Genomic DNA, 17,795 nt, shown 5'->3' on the forward strand with positions numbered 1-17,795 from the left:
CTTTAGAGTACCGGCGTCAGCTTGTGGCATAGGGTTTTTTTCAATGTCTACAAAATGGGGTCTTGACCAATCCGTAGTGACGCTTTTTTTATGGAGCCTAGGGGGATGTTGAATTCCTCATTTTATTTGCTGACGGAGCCCCCCTCCGACGACAAACCTAGCGGTAGAATTCAACGCCGTGCTCGTCCGCTCCGCTCCCTGCGCGCGGACTGAACCCCTTTCAGGGGTTCGCCCCCCAATGAACATAAAAAAACGCCACTACGCTAACCGTAGTGACGCTTTTTTTATGGAGCCTAGGGGGATCGAACCCCTGACCTCATCGCTGCCAGCGATGCGCTCTCCCAGCTGAGCTAAGGCCCCGTATGATTTCGGTAAATTTTTCACCCGACAATTAGGTATTATACACGGTGCTCGGCCTATCGTCAAGCGATAATTCAATATTTTTTTCGCGGACCCATCAAGCAAATAAAACAGGTGCTCAAAGGATATCATCGATGGATTCCCCGCACCTGCTTATTACTTTTTATCTTCTCCTACTTGATGCTTGGACAAGATATCTGTCAGCTCCCGCATGAACATGTTGATGTCTTTGAATTGGCGATAGACGGATGCAAACCGGATATAAGCGACCTCGTCCACCGGGTACAGCTGTTCCATGACGATCTCCCCGATTTCGCGGCTGTCCACCTCAGCGCTTGCCGTATTGCGGATCTGCTTTTCGACTTCGGATACGATCATATCGAGCTGATCTACAGACACCGGACGCTTCTCACAGGCGCGAATCAAGCCCCGGAGCATTTTTTCCCGGCTGAATTCCTCACGGCTGCCATCCTTCTTAATAACAATAAGAGGCGTCTCCTCCACCATTTCGAAGGTGGTGAACCGCTTGGTACATTTCTCGCATTCTCTTCTTCGACGAATCGATTTGTTCTCATTGGCCGAGCGCGAATCCAACACCTTGGTTCCGTTATAGTCACAGTATGGGCATTTCATTTCTTTATCACTCCTCTTGGTTACGAAATCAGGCGTGCAGATATTGCCAGCGAATCCCTGTAATGATCTTCAGGGAAAAGCACATAATAGGTTTACCAACTTACAAGGAGGTGAACAGACATGGGTGCAGGACAATCTCGCAGCAGTAACGCTTTGGTGGTACCTCAAGCTAACGCAGCTTTGGATCAACTGAAATATGAAGTTGCTCAAGAGTTGGGTATCGCTATCCCTCAAGACGGTTACTACGGTAACATGGCTACTCGTGACACTGGTGCCATCGGGGGTCATATTACTCGTCGCCTGGTGCAAATCGCTGAGCAAACACTTGCTGGCGGCAACCGCTAAGTAGAAGTCGGGTAGAAGTATTGGACAGTTGCTCCTTAGGGGCCTGTCCAATGCTTCTTTATTTTTGAGGAGCGATTCCCCATTCCTTCGCATAAAGCTTATGATATTTATTATAATAATACAAAACGCGCTGAATGTAATGCCTCGTTTCACCATAAGGAATGGAATCCGAATTTTGTAAGGTGCCATCCCATTCTTTATTCTGAAGCCACCGGTTTACTTTCCCCTGACCGGCGTTATAACCGGCAATGGCAGCGATGGTGTTCCCATTAAACTCCTTATGTAGATACCCCAGGTACCATGTCCCCAGCTCAATGCTGACGGATGGGTTATCCAAATCATTCTTATAGGATGGGGAGAACCGTCCGGCGTCCACGATCCACTCTGAGGTGTCTGGCATAAGCTGCATTAAACCGTAGGCGCCTTTTTTGGATGAAATGTTCAACTTATAATTGGATTCAACTCGAATAATGGCTGCAACCAATAGCGGGTCCACCTCGTAGCTCGCGGCATGCTGCCGTATTTCCTCTTGATAGCGGATCGGATATAACCATTTACCCACAATATCACTGCTAAGGAACATGAGAACTACGAAGGTAATTAAAAGAAGAGCAAATACTCGCTTTTTCCGCCAAAAGCCGATGCTCATAGCAGCCTCCTTCCCCTTAAGAACGCCTCCACCTGTTTCTCCGTATCCGCAAGCGTCCCTTGATTATCTATGACAATGTCAGCCTTGGCTTTCTTCTGTTCAATATCCATTTGGGCTTTGAGGCGTGCTTCCGCTTGGTCTTCCGTGAGCTTGTCCCGGTCCATGAGACGCTGAAGCTGAAGACTGCGCGGTATGTACACTACCATGACGGCTTCGAACATCGACTGCAATCCCGATTCATATAACAAGGGAATATCGACGACCACCAGCTTGTCCGGATGCGATTGCTCATACTGCTGCATTCTTTCGCGAATTAGCGCACGGATCGAAGGATGCATGATATTTTCCAGGTCTTTTAATGCCTGCGGATTGCCAAAGACCAATGCTCCCAGCTTTTTACGAAACAACGTACCATCTGGATTCAAAACTTCCGATCCGAACCGTTCCACAATTTGCGTCAGAACGGGACTGCCAGGCTCTACTACCTCTCTGGCAATACGGTCGGCATCAACCAGCATCGCGCCGCGCTGCACCAGCATCTGGGATACGGTGCTTTTGCCGCAGGCGATGCCTCCGGTTAAACCGATATTCATAGGGAATTCTCCTTCGACGTTCTAGGTTAGTTATGCCCCGCTATAAATAGTACATTATATCAATTTCATAATACCCATAATAATCAATATGCATCCGGGAAAAACCGATAACCGGCGGAGCCAGGACATATCCGAATACTTATAACCTATTCGCAAGCCGGTCGCCAGGAAAGTCCCGCTGGCCAACGCGATTACGGCGGAGGTAAGAAGCGGTGCAAAGCCGATCAAAGCGGCCCCGATACCCGCTCCGAAGGCGTCCAGTGACAGCGCAATCCCGAGAAGCAAAGCTTCGTAAGGTGAAATATTACCCGAACGGTCCATGTCCGCAATGGATGGCGTACGCAAAATTTGAATAACCAGTCCAAAACGCTTCAACTCAATATTCAGCACTTCCCGTGTCGTCGGGACGCTGTTCCCTCCCGCAGTACGAACAGGCACTCCGGATGAATCGCGGGAATCCCCGTTGTCCGCATCCTTTTTCTCCATCATGACTTGATAGACCGCCCAGATGCCAATCCCGATCAGGATTACGCCCCCAATCGCCCTGGCAAACACCGGATCGACAAATTGGCTGATGAACACCCCGATTTGCATGGCAAGATAAATGATAAAACCCGAGCAGCAAGAAATGATAGCAACCGATAAGAGCGGCATACGTATTTTACGCAAGCCGTACATGACACCAACGCCAAATCCGTCCAGACTGACGGCTAAAGCCAATATCAACAAGGAGATAAAAGGCAGCATGGTAGTTCCCTCCCGACCTTTGTACTCCTTTACTATATGGCGGATATGGGCGGGGGGTGCATCATGCGAAACCCGTCAGAAGGCTTCTTTAAGCACCGGCTTTTCTAGCATTTTTTCGCTTCAAAGGCTGGCATTTCGGGCAAAAATGAGTTCCGCGGCCTGCGACAACGGTCTTTTCAATCTCATGTCCGCAATGCTGACAGGGCTCGCCTTTACGGCCATACATTTGCAGCTGATGCTGAAACATTCCGATTTCCCCCTGACCGTTCACGTAGGACTTGATAGAGGACCCTCCGGCCGCTACGGCATCGTTCAATGTTTGGATGATGGCTTCATACAAGGCAGCCAATTCCTTGCGCGAGAGCGATCCCGCTTCCCGTTCAGGATGAATTCCTGCAGCAAACAAGGACTCATCCACATAAATATTCCCTATCCCGACGATATATTCCTGATTCAAGAGCAAGGGCTTGATTTTGGTAGTCCGTCCTTCCAGCTTTCTTATGAAGGCATCCAATGTAAACGTCTCGTCCAGCGGCTCAAGTCCGAGCTTTTTGAGCGGCTGCTCGTTAAGCTCCGTTCCTTTGGGGAACAAATGCATCGTGCCGAACTGGCGTACGTCCTTATATCTCAATTCGCTTCCATCGGTAAAATGAAACACCACATGCGTATGAAGCTCCATGGGATCGTTCTTGTCGTAGACGCCGTAACGGCCTTCCATCCGCAGATGGGAGACAAGTGTAAAATCATCCGTACGAAGAAGGAGGAACTTTCCTCTGCGGTCCACTCCATGAAACGTCTGTCCCTGAAGCAGCAGGGCAAATTCGTCAGGCTCCTCCGGGCGCTGAATAATGCGGCGCAAACGGACGTCAACCTGCTCTATGGTTTTACCGACGATCAGCTGATTTAATGTTCGTTTAACCGTTTCTACCTCCGGCAATTCCGGCATGCTGTTCACCTCGAAGCTGTATATTTATTTCAACGTCTACCGACAAGCTATAGTAAATCTGAATGTCCCAATCGGCTAAAAAAGGGATGAGGAACGTGCATCGGCCTCTATCACAGCTCGTCCTTCACACATTCCCCGGATGCTTGGATCTCGGAAAGAACCTATATTATATTACTTAGCTTCATACCAGTTCAAGCCTGTGTCGACTTCCACTTTTAGAGGAACGACGAGCTTCAGCGCATTCTCCATCACTTCGGCTACGGTTGTTTTCATCGTCTCGATTTCATCCTCCGGCACTTCGAACACCAGTTCGTCATGCACCTGAAGAAGCATCTGGCTTTGGAGCCCGTCCCGCTTCAAGCGTTCATCCATTTGAACCATAGCCAGTTTAATGATATCTGCGGCGGTACCCTGAATCGGCGTATTCATCGCCGTCCGTTCCGCGAAGGAACGGAGGTTGAAGTTAGACGCCGTAATCTCCGGCAAGTAGCGGCGGCGATTCAGCAGCGTCGTCACGTAGCCGTCCTGGCGGGCTTTCTTCACGATGTCGTCCATATATTGGCGAACGCCCTGGAAGACGGTGAAATACTGCTCAATAAACTGCGAAGCGTCTTTTCGGGTAATGTTCAGGTTCTGTGACAAGCCGTAATCGCTGATGCCGTACACAATGCCGAAATTGACGGCTTTCGCCTGACGGCGCATGTTGGAATCCACCGCATCCTCAGACACTCCGAATACGTCCATCGCCGTCTTCGTATGAATGTCCATGTCCTTGATAAAAGCTTCAATCAGCTTCTCATCCTGCGAAATATGGGCCAGCACCCGCAGCTCAATCTGCGAATAATCCGCCGTCAGGATGGACCATCCCGGCTTGGAAGGGACGAAGACCTTGCGGATTTTGCGTCCTTCCTCCAGCCGGATCGGGATGTTCTGAAGATTCGGATACTGGCTGCTCAGGCGGCCGGTTGCCGCAATGGTCTGCCGGTAGTAGGTATGCACCTTCCCCGTATCTGGACGAACCTCTTTGAGCAGCCCTTCCACATAGGTGGACTGGAGCTTGGCCAAGGTCCGGTAGTGAAGAATATGACCGATCGCAGGATGATACGGCTCGAGCTTCTCGAGCACCTCGGCGTCGGTCGAATAGCCGGTTTTCGTCTTTTTGATCGTAGGCAGCTGCAGCTTTTCGAATAAAATCTCACCAAGCTGCTTCGGCGAGTTGATGTTGAACTCCGTTCCGGCCGCGTCATAGATCGATCTCATAATAGCTTCCAGCTGTGTCCCAAGCTCCTGGCCATACTGCTTCAAAGCCTCGATATCGACCTTGATGCCCTTTTCCTCCATGTCAGCAAGGACGCTGGCCAACGGCTGCTCCAGCTCATAGAACAGCTCGTTCATTTCGCTTTGCTCCAAATCGCGCTTCATCGGCTCTACCAAGCTATGAATCGTCATCGCCTTGCGGGACAAATGATCGCTCAGCAGCTCCAGCTCCGGAATATGGAACTTGGCGCCTTTGCCGAATACCTCTTCATCCGATTTCAATATAGGCAAGCCGTATTTGACCGACAGCCCGTTCAAGGTCAGCGCCGATTCCGTCGGGTCCAGCAAATAAGCGGCCAGAAGGATGTCGAAGGAAGTACCGCGCAAATGAATGCCGCGCCATGCCAAAACTAGAGCCGCCCGATGCTGATCATAGATGGCTATCGATTTCTCCGGAGACTCGAGCCAGGCTTTGAACGATAGCGCTTCCTCATCCTTCCATTCAAGCAGCTCGGCTGGCACATAGTAGCATTTGTGCTCCGTGTACAGGGCAATGCCTATCATCTCCGCGATATGCGGATTATCCCCGGCAGCCTCGACGTGCAGACAGGTAACCTGGGGGAGCGCCTCCACCAAGGCCGCCAAGCCTTGCCGATCCTGGACAGCAACCACATCAATGTCGACCTGGGAAGCTTGGGTTCCGTTATCGGAATCCGCGGTCGAGAAGTCCATTTTCTCGAGAAGCGACTTAAATTCCAATTTACGGAACATGTCGCCAAGAGCTTGTCCGTCGTAACCTGTAAAGGCAAGCTCCTCCCATTTGGTCGTGAGCGGCACCTCGCGGAAGATCGTCGCCAGCTCCTTGCTCATTCGGGCATCGTCCGCATGCTGCTCGACCTTTTCCTTCATCTTGCCTTTCAATTGATCCGTATGGGCCAGAACGCCCTCCACCGTCTCATATTCGTGAAGCAGCTTGAGCGCAGTCTTCTCCCCTACGCCTGGAATTCCCGGGATATTATCGGAGGCATCCCCCATCAAGCCCTTCAAATCTATAATTTGCTTCGGCGTTAAGCCGTATTTTTCTTTAATCTCGCTTGTATCGTACAGCTCAACCTCACTGATGCCCTTTCGCGTCAAAGCGATGGTAACCCGGTCTGAGGCCAGCTGCAGCATATCCTTGTCCCCTGTCACGACCAGAACTTCGATATCACCCTTCTCGTCGGCTATCCGGGTGAGCGTGCCGATAATATCGTCCGCTTCATAGCCCTCCAGCTCGAATTGGGCCATGCCGAAGGCGCGAATCAAATCGCGAAGCAGCGGAAACTGCTCAGACAGCTCAGGAGGCGTCTTGGCTCTTCCGCCTTTATAGTCAGCGTAATCCTTATGTCGAAACGTGACCTTCCCCGCATCAAAGGCAACGAGAAAGTGAGTCGGTTTTTGCTCCTCCAGCAGCTTCAACAGCATCGTCGTGAATCCGAATACGGCATTCGTATGCAGACCGCTCGAATTGCTGAGTAAAGGTAATGCATAAAATGCGCGATTAGCAATACTGTTGCCGTCAATCAAAATTAATTTCGACATCGTTACACCCCATTTTCCTTAACATCACTACTCCATGATAGCATAGGACAACAAGAGAAAAAAAGCTTAGGCGCACATTCCCTTTCTTAGGGGTGACGGCGGCCGCATGAGCATAAACATAGAATATAAGGCGATGCTTTTCGCGCAAAACGGAGGTAGAATGTTATGAGCACCTCAACCCGGCCCCAGGGCAAGAAAGCCATCTGTTTTGACGTCAATCAAACCTTGATCCATCAGGGGATTCACTTCGAGCAGGCTTTCCGCTCCGTTTGGAACGACTATTACTCCCGTTCGGTCCAAAGCGATGTTCCACAAGCAGAGGAGCTGTGGAGCAAGTATCAGAACTACTGGCAGCAGCACAAAAAAAACCGTACCGCGCGGCTGCAGCTGGACGATTTGCAGCAGCAGTGCCTGCAAAGCGCGCTCAGAGAGCTTCGTGTCCCGGTCCATCAGCAGTTTACCAACGATTTTTTCCAGCTGGTGCGCAAATCCCGGCTCGCCGCCAAATCATTAGCCCCCAAGGTAGAGGAGACTCTGCAAGCGCTGGCACCGCGCTTCAAATTGGCCATCATCAGCAATAGTCCGAGAAGCGAAGTAACCCACTTGCTCCAACGGTTCAAGCTGAACGGGTATTTTCCGGAAGAACGGATATTTACAGCCAGGAGCTCTGCAGACAAAAAGCCCAACATTCCTTTATTTAAAACGGCCATCCGTACGATGGAGTTATCTCCGAGGCAGCTGGTCATGGTAGGAAACTCATGGAAGCATGATGTTTGCGGGGCGACTAAAGCGGGGCTGGATGCCGTCTGGGTTCAATCCCACAGCACCGCAGCCAGGAAGATCTCCCAACAGAAGCTGGGAAAGCGCAATGTGTACTGCATCCAGCAAATGGATCAGCTGCTGGAGCTATTCTGATCTCGAGGCTGCTCAAGTCCAAGACATTCGCAGTGAACGATGCTGCCGGGATAACCTTTGGACAGCTTCTTCAATCTTGCCGAGGCCTTAGATATTTGCTCCAAGGTAACTGCCTCTGCCAGCTCGCATACGATCAGCGATAAAGAAATGGTTACCCCGTTCGCCTCGATCCGATTGCCGCCGCGGTCCTCCACATAGCACCAATCATCTCCTTCATAGAAGAGCCTTACGCCCTGATCGAACCGGCGAATAATCTCCCTGCACAGCTTCTCCGAGTCCACGGACGAGGTGATGGCGATAAAGTCGTCACCTCCGATATGGCCGACAAAATCGAACGGCTTCCCGCATACCACGATCGACTGCTGAATCACATCGGCCGTATATTGGATAAGCTGATCCCCTTTTTGAAATCCGTACCGGTCATTGAACCATTTAAAATAATCCAAATCCGCATAAATAACCGAAAATCGCTTCTTCTCCATCAGCCATTTATTGAGCTCCCGATGAATTTGAATGTTCCCGGGCAACCCGGTCAAAGGACTGGCTACCTTCGCACTCTCCATCCTGGCGTTGGTGATGCATTCCAATATGGCGCGAATGGAAGCGGCTCCCGCCATCTTCCCCTCGTTCGTAATGATAACCAGGTCGTACAAGTTGTTGATATCTCTCGAGGTTGCCAGCTGAGATACTGTCTCCACCGGCATATGCTGATCCACGATCAACGGCTCCGCATCCATCACCTGATCGATCGTCCGGTTCCAGAACAGAGAAAACCCGTATTGGCCGGCCAGCTGCTGAAATAACCTCTCCCGCATCATCAGACCGACGGGCACATCCTTGCAAACAATGACGACGCCAGGCGCGTTCACATTCGATTTAAAATAGTTCGCTACCTCCGATATCAGCGCCTTGTTGTCAAAGGTACGGATAGGCGCAATCAAATCGCCGATAGCCCATGTGCTGCCCGCCGAATCGTGGATTTTGCGCTGTTGGACGATGCGTTCGACCAGCTCCGGAGCCAGCGCCGCTTTCTCCAAGGAAGGTCTCCCCAACAAGTAGCCTTGTCCGTAATGAATGCCCATTCGGGTCAAATGATGCAGCTCGTCCGGATGCTCGATGCCTTCCGCAATGATCTCTATATTCAGCTTTTGGGCAAAAGAAACGAAGGTTTCCAGTATCGCTTCCTTCGTTTTATGCGATTCTACGCCCTGCACCAGGGAACGGTCCATCTTTATAAAATCGGGATGCAGCTCGGCAATCGCCTGCAAGGACGAATATCCCGCACCGGCGTCATCGATGGCAATGCGATAGCCTTGATTGCGGTAATGCATCAGCAACTTCTTCGCCATGGAAAAGTCTTCGATGGAGCTTCTCTCCGTTATTTCGAATACGATTCGATCCGGACTCATTCCTTGTGCCTGCAGCAGCTCCAGCGTCCTTCCCGGCTCGAACTGGGGGTCGTAAAGAATCGCTGCGGATATATTGATAAACAAGAGCTCTGGCCCGGAGGCGAAGAAGGCTCCTTGAATCGCTTTCTCCCTTGCCAGCCTGTCCAGCGGGTACAGCTGTCCTGTTTCGTCGGCATAAGTAAATAACGGCAGCGGCGAATGGAACGGATGATTATGAGGTCCCCTCGTCAACGCTTCATAGCCTAAAATACTGCCGTCCTTTAAGGATACGATAGGCTGATAAACGGAATGGAGCATTTTATGCCGCAATATCATTTGAATTTCGTTCTGTACATAAGTCTTATCCGCGTGGAAGACCGAATTCTTGTGGACAGCGGTCATACGTCTCATCCCCTCTGTGGGCTAATGGATATATATCCCACTCTAGCATAGGATGTTTAACCCAGTGTAAAAGTCCCGAATCAGTTTTGTAAATCTAATGTAAATCCTCATAAGATAAGAATAAAGACCCTTGCACTGTCTGAATTGTGGGCTATGCCTTGCCATATTAGAAGCTTTCACAAACCGATCGCCGGTTGACATCAGGGTAACACGAAAGCTGTTTTCATGATTGAGGATAAAGGCGTTGCCTCGGCGGTGCTCAAGAGAAGCCAGTTTACCATCGGGGTCATTATCGATCCCGAAAGCAACCGCATTGAAATCAAGGCCGCCGTTTAACCGGCGGCCTATCTTCACTTCTACTCCCCCCAATCGCTTTGGCGGTCTGGGGGGATTGTTGAGCTGCCAGTATCTCGAGAAATGCTGCTAAGTACGGAGGTGGGGTATGCCTCGGAGGAGTTTACGTCCGCCTTTGAAATCCGTGAAAATACCACTAATTCTAATCAGATTCACGGGTTTCAACAGCGGCCGGAGGGGCAGACCCCACCGAAGTATGAGCAGCATTTCGAGCCTGCCTCGTCCGCCCCTCAACAAACAAAAAGACCGCCAAAGCGGTCCTCCCATCATATGTTCAAATCCTTGCGCTTCCCCGTCACAATATAAATGACGCCTTCGCCGATATTCGTGCAATGGTCGGCAACCCGCTCCAAATAGTGAGCTACGAACATCAGATGCGACAGCTGACGGTTGCGGGCAAACTCGCTGTTCATCATCCCGATAATTTCATTCATCAGGCTGCTGTACAGCTTATCAACCTCGTCATCCTTTTCGGCCAGCGCAGCCGCGCGGTGAATATTGCGCTCGGTGTAGGACAGCAGGCTTTCGTGCAGCATTTCCCGCACGAGCACCGCCATATGCGGGATATCCTCCAGCGGCTTGATAAGCTCTTCGCCGGATAAGCGGATCGCGATCTTGGCGATATCGACAGCGTGATCGCTGATCCGCTCCAGATCCGTTGCGATCTTCAACGCGGTGCCGATGATGCGCAGATCTCCTGCCATCGGCTGCTGGAGCGCGATTAGGCGTAAGCAGCGCTCCTCGATCTCCAGCATCATGCCGTCGATGATATCATCTTCGACCACGATCTTCTTCGCCAGCTTGTCATCCAGCTTGGCTAAGGCGTCAACCGCGTTCGAGATGGATTCCTCGACCAGATTGCCCATCTTCAGAAGCGATTGCTGCAGCTCATCGACATTTTGGTGAAAACTTGTTCTAGTATCCATAATAGCCCCCTCGCATCGTTTGCATTATCCGAAACGCCCGGTGATGTAATCTTCCGTTCTTTGATCCGTTGGTGCGGTGAAAATTTTATCCGTTTGATCGGATTCAATTAACTCGCCGTTCAAGAAGAAAGAAGTGAAGTCGGAAATACGTGCGGCCTGCTGCATGTTGTGCGTCACGATAATAATCGTATATTTTTCCTTCAAGGTTTGCGTCAGCTCCTCCACCTTCAAGGTAGAGATCGGGTCCAGCGCGGATGTAGGCTCATCCATCAACAGAACGTCTGGCTCTACCGCCAGCAGCCGGGCGATGCAAAGACGCTGCTGCTGACCGCCGGATAAGCCGAGAGCGGATTTATGCAGGCGATCCTTTACCTCATCCCACAAAGCGGCTTGCACCAAGCTTTTTTCCACAATTTCATCCAAGACAGCTTTCTTCTTCGTGCCATGTATTCTAGGCCCATAGGCAATGTTATCGTAAATGCTCATTGGAAAAGGATTCGGGCGCTGGAATACCATGCCGACCTTTTTGCGCAAGGACACGACGTCCATCTCTTGGCCATAAATGTTTTGTCCATCCACATAAATGCTGCCTGTAATTCTAACGCTGTCGATAAGGTCGTTCATCCGGTTCAATGTGCGGAGAAAGGTCGATTTACCACAGCCGGAAGGACCGATCAGGGCCACAATGGAGTTGTTTTTGATTTCTAATCCAATGCTGTGCAGCGCCTGATTTTCTCCATAAAACAGGTTGAGCTTTTCTACTTTGATTTTGTTTTTCTCCATCATGCTTATTTCCCCCCGGAAAGTCTTTTTTGTAATAAGCGGCTAGGAATTCCGATCAGCAGGTTGAATACCAGCACGACGATCAGCAGCAGCGCTGCGCTTCCTTTGGCAATTTGCTTGGCGTCAGGAACGATAGCCTCCGACTGGACGTACCATAGATGCGTGGCCAGCGTCTCTCCCATCGCGAGCGGATTCCAATCCGGGAAGAAACGGGATACCGACAGACCGGCGGTATAGATCAGGATGGCCGACTCCCCCAGGGCCCGTCCGGCCACAAGGGTAATCCCGGTAATCAAGCTCGGCATAGCGGCAGGCAAGAGCACTTTACGAATCGCTTGCCAACGGGTCGATCCGAGTGCAAGAGATGCTTCCCAGTATGATTCCGGAACCGAACGAAGCGATTCCTCGGTTACGCGGACCAAGACCGGCAGATTCAACAGGGATAACGTAGCCGCGCCGCCGATAATGGAAAATTTCAATCCAAACAAGTTCACAAACAGCAGGAAGCCAAACAATCCGAAAACGATGGATGGTACGGAAGACAATGCTTCCACGGAAACTCTTATGAAATCCGTAAATTTATTTTGCTTGGCATAGATCGATAAGTACACTCCCGCTCCGATCCCGATAGGAAGGGAGAACAACAGGGACAAGAACAAGATATAGAAGGAGTTGAACAGCATCGGCCCTACGCCGCCGCCAGCCATAATCTCCTGAGGCTTGCCGGTAATGAATTTCCAGGATAGCTGCGGCAATCCGTCACCCAAGATTCGAATCAGGAACCACGCCAGCAGCAGCATGATCATGATGCCGGTAATCCAGAAGAATGCCGTAGCGATACGATCCGTTGTTTTACTTGTCATTTCAATTCACTCCTCTTGGCAACCAACCGGATGATAACGATCATGGACAAGGAGATCAGGAGCAGCACCAGCGCCATCAAATAAAGCGCGTTATTCCAGGTCGTACCGTAATTCGTGTTCCCCATATCTTTAACGATCGCGGTTGTTAGTACGGTAGTCGATTCCAGCAGCGATCCCGGCATTTGCGGTGAGTTCCCGATAACCATAAACACGGCCATGGTCTCGCCGATCGCTCTGCCCATTCCAAGAATAATCCCTGTAATGATACCTGGACGAGCAGCCGGAATCAGCACTCTCCAGATCGTTTGCCAGCGGGTAGCGCCCAGTGCCAGCGATGCTTCTTCCAATCTGCTGGGCAAAGCACGGATCGCGTCTTCAGAAATAGACAGGATCGTCGGCAGGATCATAATCGCCAGAATAATCGCTGCAGGCAAAATTCCGTACCCGATCGTTCCCGTCATTTTGGCGAGCATCGGAACAACGACGGTTAATCCTATCAAGCCGTATACTACGGATGGAATCCCTACGAAAAGGTCCGTCGCCGGACGCATGATCTCACGCACCCAATTTGGCGCAATTTTTGCCATGAACACTGCACCGGATAAAGCCAGCGGTACGGAAAATACTACAGATAACAGCGTCAGCAGCAGCGTGCTGTACAAGAAGGAAAATATCCCGAATTTATTCTGGCTCGGCGTCCAATCCGTTGAGAAAAAGAACTCCCAAGGGGATACGCCGGAGAATGTCTTGACTCCTTGGATTCCTACGAATGCAATAATGGAGAATATAATGGCTGATACCAGGATGGCGCTGCCGACAAAGATCCATTTCATTACTTGATCCGTGCGGTTTTGTTGCTTGGTCCAGCGGCTAACTTTCTTTTCTACTGTTGCTCTCTCATTCAGCTTGTCAACGAAAGAATTCACGACCTTTTGCCCCCTACTTCTTTATTAAATGAACGACCACGGCTTGCTGCACCGTCATCCAACGTCCGTGCGCCTTGTATGGTTCTTTTTTATCATAGAGGACATTTGTTAAAGCCATGCCGTTGAATTGTTAAGACAATGTAAAAAATGATTGAAACGCGTTGAAAAAATCATCTTTTATGTCAAAAAAGAACCCGGCTCTATAGAACCGGATCTCTCATGAAGCATTGTTATTTTTTCAGCAGATCAGCAGGCAGGAACTTCAGCTCTTCCACTTTCTTACCCTGGAACTCTGGGCTAGAGATATAGTCGATGAATGCTTTCACAGCGCCTTTAGCTTCGCCTTTAGTGTACATATGCTCGATACCGTACAAAGGATATTTGCCTTCTTTGATCGTTTCTTTGGAGAAAGCTACGCCTTCGAATTTCAAAGCTTTGATAGTGTCGTTCAAGTAAGGAGTATCAACATAACCGATAGAGCCTGGAGTAGAGCCTACTGTTGTTGCAACCGCACCGCTGGACTCTTGAGTTACGCCGTCTTTGGTAAATTCTTGTTTATCCAAAACGATTTGTTTCACAAGAGCACGGGAACCGGAGCTGTCCGGACGATGAACCACTACGATTTTAGCGTCTTTACCGCCAACTTCTTTCCAGTTCGTGATTTTGCCCATGAAAATATCGGCAGCTTGAGCTTTCGTCAAGTTATCTACGTTCACATCTTTATTAACGATCAGTGCGAATGGAGCAATAGCCACTACGTGGTCAACCAAGCCTTTATCTTTGTACTCGTCACCGGCAGCGATGTCGGAGTTACCGATATCGGAAGTACCGTCAGCGACGTTTTTCAGACCTGTACCGGAACCGCCGGCCGTTACGTTAACCGTAACCTTCGGATTTTTTTCCATGAATTCAGTGGAAGCTTGTTTGACCAAAGGAAGCAATGCGCTGGATCCGGATGCCGTTACAGTTCCTGTCAATTCCGTGGCCGGTTCTGGTTTCTTGTCCGTGTTAGCAGGAGCCGCGCCGTTCGTTTGTGCTTTTGAATCAGGAGCCGGTGTTTTCGTACCGCAGGCTGCGAGAACCCCCATAAGAAGAATGGTGATCAATGCGAAGGTGAAACCTTTTTTCGAGAAATGTTTAAACATCTCTTCATGTCCTCCCTTTATTTTGGCTCGTATTTTGTTTACTTGGACATCTTAACAAGCCAATGTAAAGTTTAAACCCTCAAAACGTAAACGGAATGTAAAAGTTATTTTTGTCGAATTTCATTACTTTTTACATATATTTGGCACTGTGTTAATAAACCCTTTCTATACTATAGGAAAAAGGATCTAGGACTTCGATCGAATGTCCCGGTTCTATCAATGAAGGAAAAGTGGAGGGGTTATTCATGAGCGCAAAGACAAAGAAGCTGCCGACTCTATCAAATTGGACTTTAAAAATGAAGCTGATGATCGGCATGACCGCGATGCTTGTCTTGTTTCTGATCGCAGCCTTGTACAATCTTCGTCAGATGGATCAAATGAAGGTGCATCTAAGCCAGCAGAACGATAAGGTGGAATTAAAGCTGATGGCCCTGGAATTAAAGGAAATGGTGCAGGAGCTGAATATCATTGCATCGGGTCTTGAAATTTCCAAGAAAGCCGAGTACATCCCTAAATATAATGAGAAAAGACAAGTTTTCGATGGAATGATTAAAAGAATAGGCGATACGGCCACCACAGCGGAACAAGCCAAATGGCGCAGCAAGCTGATTTCGTTAACGGTTGAATATACGAATACGTTCGACGTTGCGGCCAAGCTGGTACAGGAGAACAAGCTTCCTGCGGCGGACCTCGATAAAAATATGGAGTACTTATATAATGAATCGCAAAGATTGATGGCGGACATATTCGTCAATGTGGACCAATTCTATGTCGCCTACTCGCAGGACGCGGCGCAAGCGATAGCGGAAACCCAGACGCTGCTGAACCGTACGGTCATCGCCATGTGGGTAGCCTCCGTCCTTGTCGTCGTATCGGGTGTCGCCATCGCCGCTCTGCTGATCGGTTCGTTCGTCAAGCCCATCCGCAAGCTGCAGCAGGCGGTACAAGCCATGGCCAGAGGCGACTTAAGAGCCAAAATCAACAGCAGCTCCAAGGACGAGCTCGGTGAGCTGAGCCGCAGCTTTGACCACATGGTCGATCAAATTCGCGACATGCTCTCGCATATGCAATCCATTGCCTTGTCGCTGTCCGAGCACTCCAGCTCCTTCCACGGCTTCTCCAGCTCTACGGCGGCCGCCAACGCGGATATTATCCGTGCCATACAGGAAATATCTACGGGCGCTGATCAGCAGGCCGGACAAACGGAGCACAGTACGAATCTGATTGCCGAGGTGGAGCACGAGATAGAGAAAATAGCGGAGAATTCCAGAACGATTCAGCAAAAAAGCCGGGAGGCCGCATTTAACACCCATCTGGGCTCCACCTCCATGGAAACATTAAGAGCAGCTACCCAATCCTCCGAAGAGGTGCTGAACAAAGTGTACGCCGCCATGGAGAGCTTATCCGGCAGCACGGTGCAAATTCATCAAATCATCAATACCATTACCGATATCTCGCATCAGACCAATGTATTGGCTTTGAACGCCGCTATCGAGGCGGCACGTGCGGGCGCACAAGGACGCGGCTTCTCCGTTATCGCCGAAGAGGTCCGGCAGCTGTCTCAGCAGACGAATGAATCGTCCAAATCCATCGCGGTCATTATCCGTGCGCTGCTTGAGCAGACCAAGGAGCTTGAAGCGAACCTGAATGTCGCCAGACAATCGTTCGATCAGCAGAACAACAAAATGACTGAGAGCATCGACGCGTTCCAACAGATCCGCACGTCGATGGACATTTTGTCCGAGCATATCGACCATATGCAGGAGCAAATCGGCACCGCGAAGGAAATGAACGGCAAGCTGGTGGAGTCGGTTCAGTTCGTCGCAGCTATCGCTCAGGAAACGGCGGCAGGTGTGGAGGAGGTCAGTTCCACCTCGGTGCAGCAGGACACCGCTATCCAGCTTATTGCTTCCCAAGCCGACGATATTCTGGAGCTGTCGAGCAAGCTGTTCCATGAAATTCATCAATTCCAGATTGATGACCATGCGGATCAGGAGACCGGTCTTCCCCCGTCTTCCGCCGGTTCGATGAAAGAGGAATCACGCACAGAAGCGGACTCCGAAACGGATGGGAATGCAGCCCGCGGCCAGGTAGAAGAACCTGCTGTTGAGCAGGGAGCCGGGACAGACCCGGAAGCAGGTCCCCGCAAGCAAGAGGGGGAGAAAAAGCTCGTTAGTGTAGGATAAAAAGGATAGACTCCAGGAGAAGGGCGAAGCTTGTCGCCCTTCTCTTTTTCAATTTGACCTTTTTCCCGAATTCCCCGCCTTATTGACACGCCGCCGGGAAAGATTGTCGCATCCATGACGATTGCATAGAAAAACTACTTTCTTTAGCGAATGAGCACTACCTTTGTCACCCTTGCAGGGACTCGGGGAAATGAGGCGAATAGCTAGTATCAGGAAGCAATAATTCATTTCAAGAAACAGATCGGAGGATGTGAAGATGGAATTTGTATCTACCAAAGAAGCCGCTCAGATGCTTGGGGTAAGCTCCACTACGGTGAAGCGTTGGGTTGCCTTTTTTCAAGGATGGTTTCAAAAGGATGCGCTCGGTCATTACATTTATTCTCCCGAAGACATAGAACGTCTGAGATCTATTCATGAGCAGCTTCAGCAAGGCAAGACGATGCAGGCTATCTTGAACGAGGACTCTCCTACTGTGAAGACGTCCCCGTCATACGTGCCCTCACAGCCATCTCCTGTTACGGAGGAGCTTCTTCAGCGCATCAATCAGCTGGAGCTTCAGTTGGCGAAAAAAGCGGACGATATCGTTTCCATGCAAATTTTGCAGCATCGGACCGAGCTTGAGGAAATACGCAAAACCGTTCAGGCGTTGGCGGCGGATGTTGAGAGCATTCAGCGCTCCATGTCCCGCTATTCTGAACGTACCCTCGCCTCCCTCCGCGAAACGCCGAAAGCCGCCAAGAAAAAAAGCTTCATGAGCGCGTTATTCAGCTTATTCTAATGTCCCTTATACACTGTC

The 17,795-nt window shown here is 50.3% G+C and carries 16 protein-coding genes and 1 tRNA gene; 4 read left to right on the forward strand and 13 right to left on the reverse strand.

The genetic code is table 11. The features are described from left to right. Window positions 1-287 precede the first annotated feature (287 nt). Both ABEA66_RS05430 and nrdR read right to left on the reverse strand, forming a co-directional pair. A tRNA-Ala gene (locus tag ABEA66_RS05430) sits at window positions 288-360 on the reverse strand. A gap of 156 nt (window positions 361-516) precedes the next feature. Continuing rightward, on the reverse strand, window positions 517-993 hold the full coding sequence (gene nrdR / locus ABEA66_RS05435) for a transcriptional regulator NrdR (RefSeq protein ID WP_079908454.1): 477 nt from the start codon (window positions 991-993) through the stop codon (window positions 517-519). Window positions 994-1,113: 120 nt separating this feature from the next. Between nrdR and ABEA66_RS05440 the strand changes: the two genes are divergently transcribed. Next, the gene (locus ABEA66_RS05440) at window positions 1,114-1,338 is read left to right on the forward strand and encodes an alpha/beta-type small acid-soluble spore protein (protein WP_079908453.1); all 225 of its coding nucleotides are present in this window, start codon (window positions 1,114-1,116) and stop codon (window positions 1,336-1,338) included. Window positions 1,339-1,396: 58 nt separating this feature from the next. Here ABEA66_RS05440 and ABEA66_RS05445 read toward each other — a convergent pair whose 3' ends face one another. From ABEA66_RS05445 to polA, 5 genes are all read right to left on the reverse strand, one after another. Next, on the reverse strand, window positions 1,397-1,981 hold the full coding sequence (locus ABEA66_RS05445; protein WP_144027753.1) for a lytic transglycosylase domain-containing protein: 585 nt from the start codon (window positions 1,979-1,981) through the stop codon (window positions 1,397-1,399). A 2-nt stretch (window positions 1,982-1,983) separates the two neighbouring features. Beyond that, on the reverse strand, window positions 1,984-2,580 hold the full coding sequence (gene coaE, locus ABEA66_RS05450; RefSeq protein WP_345586775.1) for a dephospho-CoA kinase: 597 nt from the start codon (window positions 2,578-2,580) through the stop codon (window positions 1,984-1,986). Between the two features lie 54 nt (window positions 2,581-2,634). Next, a complete protein-coding gene (gene ytaF, locus ABEA66_RS05455; RefSeq protein WP_079908450.1) occupies window positions 2,635-3,327 on the reverse strand; it encodes a sporulation membrane protein YtaF in 693 nt (230 codons plus the stop codon). 88 nt (window positions 3,328-3,415) lie between these two features. Beyond that, a complete protein-coding gene (mutM, locus tag ABEA66_RS05460) occupies window positions 3,416-4,273 on the reverse strand; it encodes a DNA-formamidopyrimidine glycosylase (protein WP_079908449.1) in 858 nt (285 codons plus the stop codon). A gap of 171 nt (window positions 4,274-4,444) precedes the next feature. Then, a complete protein-coding gene (polA, locus tag ABEA66_RS05465) occupies window positions 4,445-7,111 on the reverse strand; it encodes a DNA polymerase I (RefSeq protein WP_345586779.1) in 2,667 nt (888 codons plus the stop codon). A gap of 165 nt (window positions 7,112-7,276) precedes the next feature. Here polA and ABEA66_RS05470 point away from each other — a divergent pair, with 165 nt between their 5' ends. Further along, a complete protein-coding gene (locus tag ABEA66_RS05470; RefSeq protein ID WP_345586781.1) occupies window positions 7,277-8,026 on the forward strand; it encodes an HAD family hydrolase in 750 nt (249 codons plus the stop codon). Here the strand turns inward: ABEA66_RS05470 and ABEA66_RS05475 are convergent. From ABEA66_RS05475 to ABEA66_RS05500, 6 genes are all read right to left on the reverse strand, one after another. Beyond that, a complete protein-coding gene (locus tag ABEA66_RS05475) occupies window positions 8,005-9,816 on the reverse strand; it encodes a bifunctional diguanylate cyclase/phosphodiesterase (RefSeq protein ID WP_345586783.1) in 1,812 nt (603 codons plus the stop codon). The genes ABEA66_RS05470 and ABEA66_RS05475 overlap by 22 nt on opposite strands. Window positions 9,817-10,436: 620 nt before the next feature. Next, the gene (phoU, locus tag ABEA66_RS05480) at window positions 10,437-11,096 is read right to left on the reverse strand and encodes a phosphate signaling complex protein PhoU (protein WP_079908444.1); all 660 of its coding nucleotides are present in this window, start codon (window positions 11,094-11,096) and stop codon (window positions 10,437-10,439) included. 24 nt (window positions 11,097-11,120) lie between these two features. After that, a complete protein-coding gene (gene pstB, locus ABEA66_RS05485) occupies window positions 11,121-11,879 on the reverse strand; it encodes a phosphate ABC transporter ATP-binding protein PstB (RefSeq protein WP_079908952.1) in 759 nt (252 codons plus the stop codon). 5 nt (window positions 11,880-11,884) lie between these two features. Then, the gene (pstA, locus tag ABEA66_RS05490) at window positions 11,885-12,742 is read right to left on the reverse strand and encodes a phosphate ABC transporter permease PstA (protein WP_079908443.1); all 858 of its coding nucleotides are present in this window, start codon (window positions 12,740-12,742) and stop codon (window positions 11,885-11,887) included. Beyond that, the gene (pstC, locus tag ABEA66_RS05495; protein WP_345586787.1) at window positions 12,739-13,668 is read right to left on the reverse strand and encodes a phosphate ABC transporter permease subunit PstC; all 930 of its coding nucleotides are present in this window, start codon (window positions 13,666-13,668) and stop codon (window positions 12,739-12,741) included. The genes pstA and pstC overlap by 4 nt, the downstream gene beginning before the upstream one ends. A gap of 230 nt (window positions 13,669-13,898) precedes the next feature. After that, a complete protein-coding gene (locus tag ABEA66_RS05500; protein ID WP_079908441.1) occupies window positions 13,899-14,813 on the reverse strand; it encodes a phosphate ABC transporter substrate-binding protein in 915 nt (304 codons plus the stop codon). 245 nt (window positions 14,814-15,058) lie between these two features. Here ABEA66_RS05500 and ABEA66_RS05505 point away from each other — a divergent pair, with 245 nt between their 5' ends. Together ABEA66_RS05505 and ABEA66_RS05510 are read left to right on the forward strand one after the other, a co-directional pair. Next, window positions 15,059-16,999, forward strand: coding sequence for a methyl-accepting chemotaxis protein (locus tag ABEA66_RS05505; RefSeq protein WP_345586790.1), 1,941 nt, complete (start codon window positions 15,059-15,061; stop codon window positions 16,997-16,999). A 256-nt stretch (window positions 17,000-17,255) separates the two neighbouring features. Next, window positions 17,256-17,777: a MerR family transcriptional regulator gene (locus ABEA66_RS05510; protein WP_345586792.1), complete on the forward strand. Its 522-nt coding sequence runs from the start codon at window positions 17,256-17,258 to the stop codon at window positions 17,775-17,777. Window positions 17,778-17,795 lie beyond the last annotated feature (18 nt).

The sequence above is a fragment of the Paenibacillus vulneris genome (genome assembly GCF_039543185.1).
Classification (GTDB): domain Bacteria; phylum Bacillota; class Bacilli; order Paenibacillales; family NBRC-103111; genus Paenibacillus_S; species Paenibacillus_S vulneris.